This window comes from Streptomyces sp. NPDC102467 (genome assembly GCF_044765445.1).
In the GTDB taxonomy this organism is placed as follows: domain Bacteria; phylum Actinomycetota; class Actinomycetes; order Streptomycetales; family Streptomycetaceae; genus Streptomyces.
The window spans coordinates 38,266-54,385 of record NZ_JBIWKA010000031.1 but is presented as its reverse complement, the minus strand read 5'-3'; the positions used below and the strand labels follow the sequence as shown (position 1 = coordinate 54,385).

The window sequence follows — 16,120 nt, the reverse complement described above, 5'->3', positions numbered from 1 at the left end:
CGCCGGTCGAATACGAGAACAACCACTACCTCGCAACCACGAAACCACAGGTCACACCCAACATCTGAGATCTCTACCGAACCCGGAACGGTTCAGTTGCCGTGTTGGTGGCGTGTGAGGCGCAGGCCGAGGAGGGCGAGGGATCCGGCGGTGGTCAGCCAGTGCCCGTGCGGCTGGAGGAACAGCAGGTGGCCGGCTTGCGTTAGTGCGAGTTCAAGGCAACCGCTCAGGCACGGCTCGCACAGTCGTATGCGTGCGTGGCGGGGGCGGGCGTGGCGCGGTTTGCCGCGTCGTCGCCGCGGGGAGGGGGCCATGGCGCTCTCCTGACTGGAGGGACGTGGACACAGGCCCCGGCGGAGGATTCCGACATCGCTGCTGCCGGGGCTCTGTGCCGCCCGACCTGGTGGCCGAGCGCGAACGACGGTAGGAGAACTCGGGCGGGTCGTCCGGCTGTTCGCCGCGCCCAAGCGTGCCGCCGCGTCCGGCCGGGCTGCCCGAGACTGCGCTGGGCCTGCTGCGGCCGTGTGTTGAGTGTTCGATTATTGCGGTCCGTGTGAGCCGGGTGTGCTTCTTCTCTGTGCTGGTGAGGGATCTTGTCCGTCCGGATGTGCCGACGCGGGAGCGGGGCGTGTTCGATCGACGCGCCGAACGTCAGGGGGCGATCGGGCGGGTCGTGATGGTGCGGTGAACGCGCCTTGCGCGGCAGCGCATTTGCAGGCGTCCAGGTAGTTGATTCGAGACATTGTCACCTCAAGCAGGCATACATGTCGGAAGGGCGGCGATCCTTCTGATGTCAAACCGAAATGCAATTGCATTTGGGCAACGGGGTGTTCGTATACCGCAGGAGGTGGTCCGGTGGAGCAACTGACGCGTGTACACCGCCGTTTGGCAGGCAGCGGCCCAGGGGGCCGGGCCGTCTGGCGGAAGAGTTCGCACAGCACGCCCAACGGGGCGTGTGTGGAGATGGCGCAGCCACCCGACGGGCAGGTCTGGTTCCGCGACTCGAAAGCTCCCGCTGGCCCCGTGATCGCCTTATCCAGGGGTGCGGCGTCCGCTTTCACCTCCGCCGCAGGGCGCGGGGACCTGTAACCAGTCCCCGGTGGTCCGCCGCGCGGTGGCGTACGCCGCGGCAAAGGCGGTAGGCCCGGGCGGTGGTCGGTCGGGCACTGGAGCCGGATCTGGTGGTTCCGTGAGCATGTCTGGAGGCAGAGGCGCCAGCTAGCTCAAAAAGGTGCTCAGTGCTCGACATTCCCCGTGACCGGCCAGTAATCATGAGCACAATGCAATTTCATTACGCCACTGACGTGGGTGGACGGTCGCGGGACGTCGGGGAGGACCATCGTGGGGCAACAGTCCGAACCTGGGCATGGCAGGCGCACGGCCTTAGGGCAGGACAAGGCGCACAGCGCGCGGATGTACGACTACTTCCTCGGTGGGAAGACCAACTATGCCGTGGACCGCGACGCGGCCGAGCATGTCAGACGTCACTTTGCTGCGGCTGAGACCGCAGCCCGCGCCAACCGGGCCTTCATGCACCGCGCAGTGGGCTGCCTGGCCCGGCTGGGGGTGCGTCAGTTCATCGATGTGGGGACCGGAATCCCGACCCCGCCCAACCTGCACGAGGTCGCCCAGAGCGTTGCGCCGCAGTGCCGGGTTGCCTACGTGGACAACGACCCGATTGTGCTCGTCTACTCCGACGCTCTGCTCGACGGCGCTGTGGAGGGCGAAACCTGCTACGTCCAGGCCGATGTGACCGAACCGGCTGCCGTCCTCGACGCAGTCAAGAGCGAGGGCGTCATCGACTTCGGGCAACCGGTCGCGCTGAGCCTGCATGCCCTGCTGCACTTCATCACCGGCGATGACGAGCCCTACCAGATCGTGCGCCGTCTCATGCAGGAGCTGCCCCCTGGCTCGTACCTGAGTCTCTCGCACGGCACCGGAGACTTCGCACCGGATATCTGGCAGGCCATCATCGACGCCTACACGCAGGCAGGAACCCCCGCCCAGGTGCGCACCAGGGCGGAGGTCCTACAATTCTTCGACGGCCTGGAGCTGATCGAGCCGGGCCTGGTCGTCGGGCACCGCTGGCGGGCCGAGCAGGGCAGCGGCCCGAGCCTGGTGAGCGACGCCCAGGTGTCCCTCTATGCAGGGGTGGCCCGCAAGCTCTGAAGCAGGAGAGCCGGGCCGGTCAGCGGAGTTAGTGGCGCGAGAGCAGGTCGTTGATCCTGCGGCGCGTCGGATCGGGCGCCAGCGAGGCGTACAGCAGTGCGTCGAACGCCTTCTTCCGCTGGTCGACGGCCTGGTCGTCCTGGATGATCAGGCCGCCGTCGTAGCCCTCCGCGTAGACGAGGGTGGGCAGCATACCGGCGAAGTCGAAGATGGTCGTCGCTCCCAGGTCGACGGGCTGGTCGCAGCGGTACAGCTCGGCGAGCCGGAACTGGTAGCGCGAGTTGTGGGACAGCTCGAGCAGGTGCTCCAACTGCTTGCGCATGACCTCCGTGGATCCGATGGGCCGGAGCAGGGTGGTCTCATCAATGATGAAGATGCCGTGCTTGTCCACGGACGCGTTGGCGAAGCGCGCCTTGCGTTCCTCGCGCAGTTGGGCGCGGGCGTCCCGTTCCTGGCGGGTGCCGTCGCCCCGGTCGATCACGGCCCGGGCGTAGGCCGGAGTCTGTAGGAGACCGTGCAGATGAAGAGGCTCGTAGGACCGTATTCGCTGGGTCATGGCCTCGAAACTCACCACGGCCTGCAGGTACTTCGGTGCCGCCCATGACCAGGGCTGCCACCAGGCTGCATCGTTGGCCCCCGCGGCCAGCCCCCGCAGCAGTTCCTGCTCGGTGGGATCGCTGATGCCGTAGCGGCGCAGGAGGCCGAGCAGGTCGCGTTCCTTGAGCTTGTGGTGCCCGCTTTCGAGCCGGCTGACCTTCGAGGGTGATACGCCCAGGAAGCGGGCTACCTCGTCCTGCTTCAGGTTGAGGCTGTCGCGCCGCTTGCGCAGGGCGTGGCCCAGCATCATCCGCTGCGCGGACGGCGCGGGCTCGTCCTGCAGGTATCGCACCCTGCGGCCGACTCTGGGGCTCTCACTGTCGCCCGGGTCCCCGGCCCCTGCCAACTGCTGGACCACAATTGCTCCTTGACACTACGAACAGAGAGTGAATCTATCGGCGCTCATCGTGCACGAACCGCTCGGCCTCGGCGATGGAATCGTAGAAATGGTTCAAAATCGTTTGTGTGTGTGACCGGCGCCGATCGCCTCTCCAAGGCAGGCGCGGGCGCACATACCGGATCAACACGGCCTGTTGTGGCGCGAGTTGGAGCTTAGGTGAGAGCGATGTTCCTGGGACGTCTCGCGGGACGCATCGCGACAGGGCGACTGAAATGAGCCTGCCCTTCGCCCCCAGGGGCCGCCGCACAGTGCCGCGTTCGCGACGTCGGATGGGCCGCCCCGTCCCGAGGCGGCCGTTCAAAGGGAGGGGCTGGTTCCGGCGCGGCCCGTGGGGCGGATGAGGCGTAAATGACTGATGCTGCTCAAGAGGCGTGCTGACGGGAGCGTTTCGTCAAGTTCCGTGGCGGCTGGGGCGGTCCGACGGCAAGCGGGCGAACCCGACGCCCGGTGCCTTCTCGGTCGAGGATGGCCAGTTCCCGCTGTCCGCACGCCCGCACGTCACGTCTGCACGTCCGCCCTCGAATACGGTTTTCCTGCCGGGATGCCCCCGCGTAGGCGTCCGTGATCTGGGATGCGGACGCTGTGCGGAACGCCGAGTGCTGCGGCATGTACTGGCATCTCGTCGTGAGCGTCCCCGCAGCGCCGACACATGTGGTTCATCAGCGGCGAGGGCGCGGCGCCGGCCATGAGCGAGGGGGCCAGACGGTTCGGGTGGCGCAGCGCGGCCTGTGGGTGCCCGAAACTGAGCCACCCTATGCGACCTGCGCGTATTCGTGGATCGCGCCACCGAGTAGATCACGACGAACGACTCTGTCGTCTGGGTCTCCTGGATCGGGGAGTGGTCGCAGGGGTGCTTCTTGGCGGAGAGTGCGGTGTGGGCGATGGGTGTTGAAGTGTGTCTCGTAAGCGGCCAGGATGCTTCGCAGTTGCCGCTCGTTGACGATCAGATCGCGGTCAAGGAGTTCTCTGCGGCATCCGCCGATCCAGTGCTCGATGTACGCGTTCGCCCGTGGGGCGCGGACCGGAGTGAGCAGTACTTGGGTGCCCTCGGATGCGAAGACGGCGTCGAAGGCGTCGGTGAACTTGGAGTCTCTGTCCCGGATCAGGAACCTCGCGTGGCCCACGCGATCGTCCATGGCCATGAGGAGGATACGTGCCTGCTGGACTGCCCAACTGCTGGTTGGGTGGGCGGTGACGCCGAGAAGATGTACTCGGCGGGTGGAGCTTTCCATGGCCACCATGCGGTACACGCGCCGCAGTAGCACGGTGTCGACATGGACGAAGTCCACCGTGAGGATCCCGGAAGCTTGGTTGCGCAGGAACTGGGCCCAGGTCGGGCCCGAGCGTCGTGGTGCCGGGTCGATCCCGGCCCTGTTCAAGATCGCCCAGACCGTCGAAGCGCCGACCGAGCGACCCAGGCCGGCGAGCTCGCCGGCGATTCTGCGGTATCCCCAGTGCGGGTTGTCCGCGGCCATCCGCAGCACCAGCTCCCGCACGCTGGGCCGGGTCGGCGGACGGCCGGGTCCTTGGCGTTTGTAGGTCCAGCGGCGCTTGATCAGGTCGGTGTGCCAGCGCAGCAGCGTGCCCGGGGTGACGAACCGGTGCCCTCGCAAGGCCTTGGGTAACAGCTGGGCCAGTGCCGCGATCATTGCCCGGTCCGCCCAGGAGGATTGTGGGCGGCCAACCTGGCGGCGGAGGACGGCGAGTTGATGCCGGAGGACGAGTATCTCCGCGTTCTTGGAAGCCTTCGATCGTGCAAGTAACGCCATCCATCCCAAGATCTTTAGGAAGGTCAGGTACAGCAGTCGCAGAGCCATGCCTCAGGATCTCGCCCTGCTCGTCCTCGACTGCAAGGCCCCGTCAGAAGGGGCAGCCGAGTTTCAGGAACCCACAGGTTCGCTGAGGTGTTGTCTCAGCGGCTGCAAGGAACGGCGCGAATGGCTGGGGCGTGTGCGGCGTACAGGTAGAGCACACGGGTCGTTCGTTGGTGAGTACTCACCGGCCGGGCGTCACGCTGATGCGCAGGCGGGTACGGTTGCTTCCTCGAGTTCTGCGGAGGGGGCACGGTGGAAGCAGAGTTGATGGCGCTCGCGGCGTCGGGAGCGACGACGCTTGTGCAGCAGATGGCAGCGGACTCCTGGACTGGTGCGCGTAGCCGCATCGTCGCGTTTTTCGCGCGCAACCGCCGCGGTGAGGAAGCCGACATCGAAGGGCAGCTGGAGACATCACGCCGGGAACTGGCGATGGCGGTCGAGGCCGGCGATGAGACGACTGTCGCGGACGTAGAGGCCGAGTGGCGTACGCAGCTCAGGCGCATCCTGCGCGACAACCCCGCCGAAGCGGCCCAACTTCGAGTCGTTCTCGATAACTTGGCGCCGGTGCATCAGGCAGGGCAGGTTATAAAAGTCAAGAACTCGATCAGTGGAGGCGTCCAGCTTGGCCCAGTGATCCAAGCGGGCGACGTCGGCCCGCTCCACTTCGGATAGCGCTCTGGCGAGTTGTGATCTGCTGCCGGGTTGGCGACGCAGAGGAAACGCCCATCCTATAGTGTGCCCCTTCTCGCCGGCTCAGGCCGGGGCGGGGCGGAAGAGCAGGGTGTGCGCTAAGAGCTACGGGGTGGCGCCATGTCCAACGAGGTTAGTGGGAATGCGCAGGTGCGCAATCTCGTCCAGGCGCACGCCATTCATGGTGATGTCAACTTCCACATGTCCTCCCCTCCGGCCGAGCAGCAGGCCAGGCCGGTACCGGGGCTCCCTCGGGAGTTGCGCCGTCTGTTCGGGCGCGCGGCCGAGGTGGCCGAAGGGCGCGGACGGCTGGAGGAGGGGGACGCGGAGGGCGCAGCGGCAGTCGTCGTGACCGGGCCACCGGGTATCGGCAAGAGTGCGGTCGCCCTCCATCTGGCCCGGCTCGTGGCGCCCATCTATCCGGATGGGCAGTTCCATGTCGACCTCTCCTTGGCGGCGGAGGGCGAGCGTTCTGCTGATCTCGTACAGGCTCTCCTTGATGTCCTGCGTCCCGGGGGCGGGACGCCGCGCGACGACCATGCGAACCGACTTGCCCAATTGCGCGCTGAGTTGGCCGGGCAACGCGTGCTTCTTCTCATTGACGATGTCGTCGATGAGGACGCGCTCATCGACGTGGTGCAGCTAGACGGTCCATTCGCCGTGGTGTGCACCAGCCGGGCCCGGCTGAGCGGACTGACCGGCCTTGTGCACCTGATCGAGCTCGGCCCGCTGCCCGACCGGCACGGCGAGGATCTGGTCAGGGCGGTGACCGGACCGGGCCGTCTCACCGACCCACAGGTGAGCGCTCTGGCCGAGGCCTGCGCCGGGCACCCCCTTGCCCTGCACATCGCGTCCGCCCACCTGGCCCGTCGGCCTAAGGCGGACGTCGACCGGTATCTCGAAGACATCACTGACCCCGACCGTGGCGTGCATGCTTTGCGTGCAGGGCAACGGGCGCTCGAACCGGTCCTGGAGCGTAGCTTCGCGGCCCTCGCCCCCGCGCAAGCTGAGCTGTTCACCACGCTGGGCATCTTGCCGTACATGTCCGTCACCCAGGACGTGGTGGCCGCCGTACTTCTGGACGATGAACATGTTGAACGCGGCGATCTCGGGGTTTCTCACGTCGAGACGGTCGCGGAACTCCTGGACGCGCTCTTCGAGTTCTGCCTCATCGAGCAGATCGGGGAGGACCGTTACGTATTCCACGAGGTCCTGTACCGCTTCGCGCGGCGCAAGTCGACCGAGGTCACAGCGGAGCGGCGGGCGATTGTCATCCGCAGCGCCTGCCTCATGGTGTCGGTGCGGACGAAGGCGGCGACCGAGTCGATCGGGTTCATGGACGAGGCGGCGACCGTGCCTGCACAGGCCAACACCGAAGTCCTGCGCGAACTGGAGGCGGACCGGCCCGGAGCCGTGGCCCTGACCGAACTGGCCCGCGACCACGAGGTGTGGGAACCGCTCGTACATCTGGTCGGCCAGCTGACCGGGCCGCTGTGGAACGGCGGTCACTGGGCTGACCTGAGCCGGATCCACCAGTGCGTGCATGATGCCGGTACACGATCCGAGACCGCCGACTGGACGATGACCGCCCTGCACAATCTGGCGCTTGCGGCGGGCCAACTGGGTGACAGTGTACGGGCCGTCGAGTTGTTCGAGCAGTGCGCAGAGGCCGCGTACCAGAGCGACGACCCGTACCGAATGCACTTTGCCGAGCTCTCCGCCGGCACGCTCCTGCTGAACGTGGGCCGGGCCGGCGACGCCATCCCGCCTTTGCGTAATGGACTGCGGTTCTGGCGGCTGATCGAGGACGAGCGGACGTTGGCACACGCCCTGTGGTTGCTCGGCCAGGCCCATCTGGCCCTGGGCCAGCTCCGCCGGGCCGAGCAGTATCTCCACAACAGCCGCAGCCTCTTCGGCGGCGCACAGATCAACGCCGTCGACCTGTGGAGCCGGACCGCGTTCGTCTCTTTGTTGCGAAGTACGGGGCGCTGGGCGGAGGCCGCTCAGGAAGCGGCCCTCGACGTCGAACGGGCACGCGCCGTCGGCAGCCGGGAATGGGAGGCGAAGGCGCTGCTCGAACTGGCCCGGACACCCGTGCACGAGCGCCCGGATACGGCCCCGGCCCGGCCCCTCGAAGCGGCACTGGGCGTCTATCGCGAGACGGGGGACCGACACGGACAGGTGCGGGCCCTGTACCTGCTGGCTGACGAGGCCGCCGACCGCGCGGATCTCGATCAGGCGGCAACGCTCATGACCGAGTGTCTCCAACTTGCCCTATCCACTGACGACTTCGAGCATGCCGCTCGCGCGCTGACATATCTGGCCACGTATCACGGGGGCGTCGGAGACCTCGATAAGGCGTCCGAGTGCTTCACCGAGGCTCTACGCATGGCGCGTTATGTGGGCAACCCCGTCGTCATCGCGCAGACGCTGCACAAGCAGGGCGACTTCCTTTGGCACCTGGGGCGGCTGACCGAGGCGGTGTCCCATTTCGGGGAGGCCGTCCGGCTGCTGGAGGGCACCCAGGAGCGCCATGCCCTGGCACAGCTCAAGGCCGCACTGGGGGAGGCACTCGTCTCTGCGGGGCGATGGGAGGAGGGCGCGAACCTGCTGCAGCCTGTTGTCTCCGCGCTGTCGGACGACGCCGTACCCGCCACCCAGGCGCGCGCCTGGAGGGCACTCGCGATCCTGTACTCGCGCCGCGGACTGCACACCGAAGCCATGTCCGCCATCACCAAGGCGTTCGACCACAGTGAACGGGCCGGGGGCCGGGGATCGCTCCTTCATTGCCACATGGCGCTGGCGGGTGTACACGCACGGAACGAGGACTGGGACGCGGCCCTGGAGGAATACGACAAGGCCGTCGAACTCGCCGAGGAGCGTAAGGACGTGCACGTCCTTCTCACCGCTCGCGGCATGGCCGCGGTCTGCCGCCTGCGCGAACAAGCGAGCGAGCAGGCTGCCGAGGACATCGCCAGCCTGCTTCCCATGACGCGAAAGCTCGGCATGGCCTCTCTGGAGGCGGCGCTCTGCCACAATGCGGGCACGCACCATGCGCGCAGCGGTGACCACGTACAGGCGATCACCGCTTTCGGCGCGGCTGCGGACCTCTTCGCGCAGCTCCAGGACGGCCCTCTGCATGCCACCGGCCTGCTCAACCTTGCCCGCTGCCACCGCGAGCTCGGCAATTTCGAGGCGTCTCGCGAGCACGCACACCTGGCCTTCGCCCTGTTTCAGGGCAACGGCGACTGGGGCGCCGCGGGCGACGCACTGGTGCTGCTCGGCCGTCTCCACCGCGATGCGGTCCCTGATGCGGGGTACGTGCCCCCGGACGAGCTCGTGAAGGCCGGGCAGCCGGTGGACCAGCGCGTCATCGAGGCGTTGCGTGCGGACGCCGTGCATGGCGGGCGACCCGGGTTTGTCGGGGACCGCACAGTGCTGGTGACCAACGGGGCTAGGAGGATCAATGTCTCGGCAGCCGTGCGCGCGGCCATGGTGGGCAGCGACATCGAAGCCGTCGCTGCCCACCTCGCCGATTCCCGACAGTCGTGTCTGGCCTGCCGCCTCCTGATCGGCGAGACCGCAGCGGCTGAGCTGATCCTGCTACGACACCCGCGCATGAACCGGCTTATGGTGCGGCTCGCCCATCCGTACTGCCTCACCTCCTGCGTCGCCGAGCTGACCGGAAAGGCACCCAAGGAACCTCAGATCGTTTTCGAGGCCGAGTGCATTCTGCTCGGCAGTGATCGGATCGGTGTGATCGTTGACTGCTACGGGGGCCTTGGCTCGCACGGGGACGGCGAGTTCCGTGACCTCGTGCTGGAGCACTACCGTGCCGCGGGCCTCATGGACCTGCGTGGCATGCTCGATTCCGAGGGCGGTCGGCCGTTGGATCTGTGTGACGTGCCCCGCGTCGACGGGGGCGTCCAGGCGCACCTCGAGGACAACCGACTGTCCATCAGTGCATCGGATGGCCGGCTCATGCCCCCGGTGCCGCTTAATTTCTTTGCGAGTTGGTATCACAGGGTGGACGAGGGATCATTGACCGTTGTCATTGGCAGGAACCTGCAGGGCATGGCCACCGACGACCCCTCCTACCTGGTGCGTGCCATGGCCTTGGGTAAGACGGTCGGTGGCAGGGTGCCTCTGAGAGTGGTGCGGCCCCCCAGGAACGGCCGATGCCCGTGCATGATGCGCGGTGGGCGGAAATTCAAGCATTGCTGCGGGCGCTCTACAGGTGCCTGAGCAGGACTGAGGGGCGATGTGGAACTGGGGCCGCCTGATGGGACCTGGGGGATTGGGGCGAGCCAAGGCCGGCCTGGGCCTCCAGTAAGGCCCGACGCAGGGAGCGGAATCGAATGAGTCTGCGCCTGCCGAAAACCTCATCCGTGCAGTTCAGGCGGTATACCGGTATTCGTGCAGGACTCCGCCGAGGCGGTCTCTTCGGTGGACGTCGAGATGGGTGACCTGTGCCCGGGTGAGCGGTTCGGGGACGGCACGCAGAGGTGCTGCCTGATTCATCGCTTGGTGGGAGCGATGGAGGTTGTAGTGCAGCTCGAACTGGCGCAGCGCGGAGCGCAGATGGCGTTCGTTCCAAATGAGGGTGCGGTCCAGCAGTTCGTGACGGCAGGTCTGCACCCAACACTCCATGAGGGCGTTCATGCGCGGGATACGGATGCCGGTGAGGACGACCTGAATGCCGACGTCGCTCAGGATCTCGTCGCAGGGGGCGGGGTACTTCGTGTCCCGGTCCCGGATCAGGTACGTGACGGTGGTTTTGGTGTCTGTGAGGTCCATGGCCAGGTTGCGGGCCGCCTGGGTGCCCCATGCTGCGGTGGGGTGTGCGGTGGTGCCAAGGATTCGGGTGCGGCGGGTGGCGTGCTCGATCACCGCAAAGATGTACTGGCGCTGTCCGGTCAGAGTGACGGTCTCGACGAAGTCGCAGGCCAGCAGGGCATCGGCTTGCGAGCGCAGGAAGTCGGTCCAGGTGGTGGCGGCCCGGTCGGGCGCCGGATCGATGCCTTCGGCCGTGAGAATCTCCCAGACGGTGGAGGCGGCGATCTGGATGCCGAGGGTGGTGAGTTCGCCGTGCACCCTGCGGTAGCCCCATGAGGGGTTCTCGCGGGCCAGGCGCAGGATCAGCATGCGGATCGAGCGGACTGTGGGTGGTCGGCCTGGCCTCTTCGGCCGGCAGGTGCGGGCGTGGCGTCGCTTCATCAGGTCGCGGTGCCGGCGCAGCACGGTGTCGGGCCGGATCAGCAATCGGAGTCGGCACAGGACCTGGCGGGGCAAGGGCGCCAGCAGAGCGGCAAGCAACGCCCGGTCCGCGGGGAAGAACTTGATCCGCTCCGCACTGAGTTGGCGCTCAAGGACGGTGAGCTGGTGGCGCGGGGCGAGGATCTCTGCGTCCTTGTCGCGGTCGCTCAACGGCAGCATTCGCAGGGCGGCGAACAGGTTGGTGACGGTCAGGTAGGCGAGACGAAGCAGCACGAGTGCTGATCCTGCCGCACACCGAGTAGGCCCCTGAGCTGGGTGGATGACATTCTCGGCAGGCGCAACGCCGCTGCCGCTACCACGGACTGTCCAAGACCCACATCCAGCACGTCCTGACCGCCAGCGCCGTGAACATCGAACGTCTCACCGAGCAAGACCCCTGGGGCACCACCTACCGCCCTCGCCGACCGACAGCGTTTCAGCAGTACCTCGAGTCCCACGGCCTGCCTCGCACGCTGTGGTGGCGGTAAGGAAAATGACCCGCCCGTCAAGACCCCCGACAGAGTCGCTCAGCGGTGGCGGGGCGGACACCACGAAGCAAGAGGGGCTGGGGTGGGCACATCCACGCGCTGGAAGGGCCTAAGGGAGGGCGGTGGGCAGCTGCCAGCGGGTGCTGGCGCGCTGGCCGGATCACGGGGCGCGGGATCCGCGTCAGCAGCTGGACGAAATCGCGGCGGACTATCTGCGCGCGTTACAGGAGACCGTCCGTGCCGATCCATCGGCGTTCGGCCTCTACGCCACCGCATGCGTTGTCGGCGGGCGACTCGCCGGAGTGCTGGGCTCGTTGGCCGAGGAGGGAGCGCCGTCCGAGCACGCGCTGGTGGCCCGTCTGGTTTCAGAGGTCGGTCGAGACGGGGCGATGCTGGCTGATGCCGCCGTGCGCAGGGCATCGGCTGCGGCCGCGCAGAACGTGTGGCGCACGCATATTGAACCGGACGATGCGACGGGCACAAGAGCCCCAGGCGGTGGCTTCGCCTGGGACGTTTGTGTGATCTCTACCAGGTGTTCTTCGCCGACGTGGTGGGGGAGTTCCTCCGGTCCGTCGTCGCCGAGCACGTCAAGTTGGCCGTGCCGGCGCTCGTGATGGCCGATCCCGAAGGAAAGATCGCCGGCTGGGTGGCGGACAAAGTCGTCGGGCACCTCGATCCACGGCGAACACGCACCCGGAGGCCTGGCCGGGGTAGAGGTCGGCGATCCGGCGCATGGCCAGGCCGGGCAGGTAGGCAACTTGACAGCCGGCGTCGCGGGCGACGGTCAGTGGCAGGGCGCCGAAGGAGGCGGGCTGGTCCACGATGACCAGGACGGTGCCGAACTTGGCGGTCAGCTTGTCGAAGACGGCCCGCAGTTTCGGTTCGCTGTTGGGTAGCGGCTTGTCGAAGACCTTCTTCCCTGCTGGGGTCAGCCCGTGGCCGTGGTGAGCGGTTTTGCCGACGTCCATGCCGAGGAACACGCCCACGTCATCGATCTCGAACATCGTGCTCTTTCCGGGGTGTTGACGGTGCCGGCCTCGGCTCGGGTGTCGTGCTCGCGCATCCACGTTATGCAGACCTACCGCCCGCAAACTGTGCGGCATTGCGCCGGATGGGACGGTGGCCGGACCTCTGCTCAGCGTCTCCGACGAACACCCCCGGGCCCGGTGACACCCGCCACGTCATTCCTTCGACAGGGGGCAACAGTCATGCCGGACCCGGAGGCCAGCGGTCCCGTTGCAGGACCACGAAAAACATAACGGGGCGCCCCGCAGGGGGCGCCGTCCCGCGCAGGATCACCCCGGAGGTCCGCTCACCCCCGTGGTCCGTTCACCCCGCGGTCCGGTCGGCGCCGTGGGGATCGCGATGGCCGCGACCACGAGGTTTCGCCGAGCCAGCCAGCGGCCTCTCAGGCGATCCGCCTCGCCCTCGCCGCCCCGAGCGTCCGAACCACCCGGACGCTGAGAGGGGACGATCCGCGCCGTGAACGAGTTGTCGGCCACGTCCACTTCGATGTCGGCGTCCTCGAAGTCCAGGCGCTGTCCCGTCGCGGGATACCAAGCCTTGTAGACGGCCTCCTTCATGCTGAAGAGCAGGCGGTCCCAGCACACACCGGGCTCGGTGTCGCCGAGCGTGCGCAGGCGGGCGATCTCCCCGGGCAGGGCGATGGCCTCCAGGATGCCCGCGGGCAACGGCCGGTCCGGCTCGGCGTCGACTCCCAGCATGGCGATGTCGGAGGTCCGGGCCAACGCCGCGACGCGGTATCCGGTGCAGTGCGCCATGCTGCCCGTCACGGTGTCCGGCCACCGCGGGGCTCCGTGCCGGCCGGGGAGGACGGGGGCCGGGGGGAGGCCGAGTTCGGCGAGGCAGCGGCGGGCGCACAGCCGTACCGTGGCGAACTCGTTGCGCCGTTCTGCCACGGCTCTCGCGACCACTTCGGCTTCCTCCGGATAGAGCTCGGCCGGCGCGAGGTCGTCGAAAGCCTCGCTCGCCGCGACGTCGGACGGGAGGACCTCCTCGATCATGACGTCCCTGCCTCGGGCAGCACCGGGCGTGGGACGTTACGCGGGTGGCCGGGGCGCCGCCACTCGCGGGGATAGCCGACGGACACCTCCTCGAAGCGCACGCCGTCGTGCCAGGTCGTCCGGGGAATGTGCAGATGCCCGTACACCACCGAACGGGCGCGGAACCGGCGGTGCCAGTCCGCTGTCCTTACGGTTCCGCACCACTGCGCGAACTCGGGGTAGTGGAGGATCCGGGTCGGATCCCGGACCAGGGGATAGTGGTTGACCAGCACGGTCGGCAGCTCGGGGTCCCGTTCCGCGAGGCGCCGCTCGCTCTCGGCCACCCGCGCGTCGCACCAGGCTTCACGGCTGGGGTAGGGGTCCGGGTGGAGGAAGAACTCGTCCGTGCACACCACGCCCTTCTCGTAAGCCTGGGCCAGCGCCGCCTCCTTGGTGGCGGCGGTCGGTGTACGGAAACTGTAGTCGTAGAGCACGAACAGTGGAGCCACCGTCACCGGCCCGCCCGGTCCTTCCCACACCGCGTACGAGTCCTGCGGAGTGAGGATGCCGAGAGTCCCGCACAGATCAACCAGGTGCCGGTATCTCTCCTCGCCGCGCAGCTGGACCGGATCCTCGCGCGGCGTCCACAGTTCGTGGTTGCCCGGGGCCCAGATGACCCGGTCGAATCGGCCGCTCAGCGTCTTCAGGGCCCATTCGATGTCCTCGACCAGTTCCCCCACATCACCGGCGACCAGCAGCCAGTCGCCGTCCGCCGACGGCCGCAGGTTCTCCACGATCGCCCGGTTCTCCGGATGGCCCACGTGCAGATCGCTGACGCCGAGCAGGCTTGCGGAGGCCATCGGTCACCGGCCAGGGCCGGCCGGGCCGACGGGGGAGGGCGTCCTCAACCGTTGGGCGATCGTCTCCATCACCGCCGCCGCCTGCGAGTTGAGGTAGAAGTGGCCTCCCTCGTACACGTTGAGCTCGAAGCCGCCGACCGTGCGCTCGCTCCAGGCCGCCGCCTCGTCGAATGTCACTTGGGGGTCGTCGTCGCCGGTCAGGGCGACGACGGGACAGCGCAGCGGAGGTCCCGGCTCGTGGCGGTACGACTCCACCGCCTCGTAGTCGCTCCTGACGGCGGGGAGGATCAGCCGCAGGACCTCCGGGTCCCCCAGGATCTGGGCTTCGGTCCCGCTGAGCCTCCTGAGTTGCTCGATCAGGCCGTCGTCGTTCAGCCGGTGCACGTTCTCGTCGCGCGAGCAGGTGGGGGCGCGCCGTCCGGAGACGAAGAGGCACGCGGGCTCGATGCCGCTGTCCTCGAGACGCCGGGCCACCTCGTACGCCACCAGCGCGCCCATGCTGTGGCCGAACAGCGCCAACGGCCTTGCGGCCAGCGGCAGCAGCTCCGAGGCCACGTGGTCGGCCAGTTCGCCGATGTCGCCGACGCACGGTTCGGTGTGCCGGTCCTGTCTGCCCGGGTACTGGACCGGCAGCACCTCGACCGGCCCCGAGAGCGTGCGGGAGACGGGGAAGTAGAAGGTGGCCGAGCCTCCGGCGTGCGGGAAGCAGACGAGTCGGACGCCGGCCTCCGGCGCCGGGTGGTACCGGCGCAGCCACGTACGGCCGTCCCCGGCAGTGCTTGTACGTGGACTTGTATCTGTATTTGTACCTGTACTTGTGCCTGTCATGGTTGTTGAGCGTCCCTTCGTGTCTCGCGGCCGGCTACACCACGCGTCGGACCGTCATTCCGTGCCGCGAGAAGGTGTGGGTGCGGACGCGTCGCGCATGGAGGGACGGCGCGGCCGTCGGATCCGTGGCCTCCGTGTCCCCGTTGAGAATGCGGGCCTGGAGCATGCGCAGTGCCGGATTCGGGTCGAGTCCGAGCTCGCCGCGCAGGGTGGCGCGGGCCTCGTTGTAGACGCGCAGGGCGTCCGCGCGCCTGTCCGACCGGTAGAGCGCGACCATGAGTTGCTGGTAGAACGACTCGTGCAGCGGGTATTCGGCGATCATGGCGTAGAGGAAGCCGATCATTTCCGCGTGGCCGTTCAGATTCATCGTGGACGACACGAAAGCGTCGATGGATTCCATCCGGCATTCCGAGAGCCAGGAGAGGAAGCCGCCGATGATCGGGCCCGGATCGGCGAAGTCCGGGACCTTCCCCCGCCACAGCGCAAGCGCCGCCTGCAGTTGTTCCACGGCTTGGTGGTGATCGCCGGCGCGATGGTGTTCCCGGCCCTCCTGGGAGAGGCGCTGGAAGTCGAGCAGGTCGAACTCGTCGTTTCCCAGTTCGAGCAGGTAGCCGGGCGACTGGGTGAGGATCGGGGCGGCGGCGCGGCCACCCCTTTTGAGCAGCTTGCGCAGCTGGGATATGTGAACGTGCAATCCAGCGGTGGCGCGACGCGGAATGTCCTCGCCCCAGATCTCGTCCACGAGTTGGCCCACGGAAACGACCTGGTCGTATCGGGCCAGCAGGGTCGTCAGGATCATCTCGGACTTGCGGGCTGCGATCGCGGTGGTGCCATCGTCGGTCTTGACGCGCAGGGGTCCCAGAATTTCGTACCTCAACGATCCCCCATAAGCATAGGTGTGGTTGATGGCTCGACGATCTCGGACTGTATGCGTGGCGCACCTAATCCGTCAAGAAAACTTGATGCAAATATGCGGGGAGTCTCATACCTTCCCCGAGTTGATCTCCAGTCCTCC

General features: G+C 67.5%; 11 protein-coding genes and 1 pseudogene. 4 read left to right on the top strand and 8 right to left on the bottom strand.

Annotated elements, in window-relative coordinates:
• The first annotated feature begins 855 nt into the window (after nucleotides 1–855).
• Nucleotides 856–1,089 (top strand): DUF397 domain-containing protein, encoded by a 234-nt coding sequence (locus tag ACIREE_RS40000; RefSeq protein WP_404164111.1) that lies wholly within the window; start codon nucleotides 856–858, stop codon nucleotides 1,087–1,089.
• 252 nt (nucleotides 1,090–1,341) lie between these two features.
• Nucleotides 1,342–2,169 carry an SAM-dependent methyltransferase gene (locus ACIREE_RS39995; protein WP_404164108.1) on the top strand — a complete coding sequence of 276 codons (828 nt, stop codon included), beginning with the start codon at nucleotides 1,342–1,344 and terminating at the stop codon, nucleotides 2,167–2,169.
• Nucleotides 2,170–2,197: 28 nt separating this feature from the next.
• Here the strand turns inward: ACIREE_RS39995 and ACIREE_RS39990 are convergent, their stop codons facing one another.
• Nucleotides 2,198–3,058, bottom strand: coding sequence for a helix-turn-helix domain-containing protein (locus ACIREE_RS39990; RefSeq protein ID WP_404164105.1), 861 nt, complete (start codon nucleotides 3,056–3,058; stop codon nucleotides 2,198–2,200).
• A gap of 860 nt (nucleotides 3,059–3,918) precedes the next feature.
• Nucleotides 3,919–4,983 (bottom strand): integrase core domain-containing protein, encoded by a 1,065-nt coding sequence (locus ACIREE_RS39985; RefSeq protein ID WP_404164102.1) that lies wholly within the window; start codon nucleotides 4,981–4,983, stop codon nucleotides 3,919–3,921.
• Between the two features lie 249 nt (nucleotides 4,984–5,232).
• Between ACIREE_RS39985 and ACIREE_RS39980 the strand changes: the two genes are divergently transcribed.
• Nucleotides 5,233–5,652 carry a hypothetical protein gene (locus ACIREE_RS39980; RefSeq protein ID WP_404164100.1) on the top strand — a complete coding sequence of 140 codons (420 nt, stop codon included), beginning with the start codon at nucleotides 5,233–5,235 and terminating at the stop codon, nucleotides 5,650–5,652.
• A 138-nt stretch (nucleotides 5,653–5,790) separates the two neighbouring features.
• A complete protein-coding gene (locus tag ACIREE_RS39975) occupies nucleotides 5,791–9,915 on the top strand; it encodes an NB-ARC domain-containing protein (protein WP_404164097.1) in 4,125 nt (1,374 codons plus the stop codon).
• Nucleotides 9,916–10,065: 150 nt separating this feature from the next.
• Here ACIREE_RS39975 and ACIREE_RS39970 read toward each other — a convergent pair whose 3' ends face one another.
• The 6 genes and pseudogenes from ACIREE_RS39970 to ACIREE_RS39945 all read right to left on the bottom strand — a co-directional run bounded on the left by ACIREE_RS39970 (nucleotide 10,066) and on the right by ACIREE_RS39945 (nucleotide 15,982).
• Nucleotides 10,066–11,160: an integrase core domain-containing protein gene (locus ACIREE_RS39970; protein ID WP_404164094.1), complete on the bottom strand. Its 1,095-nt coding sequence runs from the start codon at nucleotides 11,158–11,160 to the stop codon at nucleotides 10,066–10,068.
• A gap of 952 nt (nucleotides 11,161–12,112) precedes the next feature.
• Nucleotides 12,113–12,418: pseudogene (locus tag ACIREE_RS39965) on the bottom strand (IS110 family transposase); the annotation flags it as partial.
• A gap of 291 nt (nucleotides 12,419–12,709) precedes the next feature.
• Nucleotides 12,710–13,438 carry a 4'-phosphopantetheinyl transferase gene (locus tag ACIREE_RS39960; RefSeq protein ID WP_404164092.1) on the bottom strand — a complete coding sequence of 243 codons (729 nt, stop codon included), beginning with the start codon at nucleotides 13,436–13,438 and terminating at the stop codon, nucleotides 12,710–12,712.
• Nucleotides 13,435–14,277 carry a metallophosphoesterase family protein gene (locus ACIREE_RS39955; protein WP_404164089.1) on the bottom strand — a complete coding sequence of 281 codons (843 nt, stop codon included), beginning with the start codon at nucleotides 14,275–14,277 and terminating at the stop codon, nucleotides 13,435–13,437. The genes ACIREE_RS39960 and ACIREE_RS39955 overlap by 4 nt, the downstream gene beginning before the upstream one ends.
• 3 nt (nucleotides 14,278–14,280) lie before the next feature.
• Nucleotides 14,281–15,105 (bottom strand): thioesterase II family protein, encoded by an 825-nt coding sequence (locus ACIREE_RS39950; protein ID WP_404164086.1) that lies wholly within the window; start codon nucleotides 15,103–15,105, stop codon nucleotides 14,281–14,283.
• Nucleotides 15,106–15,139: 34 nt separating this feature from the next.
• The gene (locus tag ACIREE_RS39945; protein ID WP_404164084.1) at nucleotides 15,140–15,982 is read right to left on the bottom strand and encodes a BTAD domain-containing putative transcriptional regulator; all 843 of its coding nucleotides are present in this window, start codon (nucleotides 15,980–15,982) and stop codon (nucleotides 15,140–15,142) included.
• Between the last annotated feature and the right edge of the window lie 138 nt (nucleotides 15,983–16,120).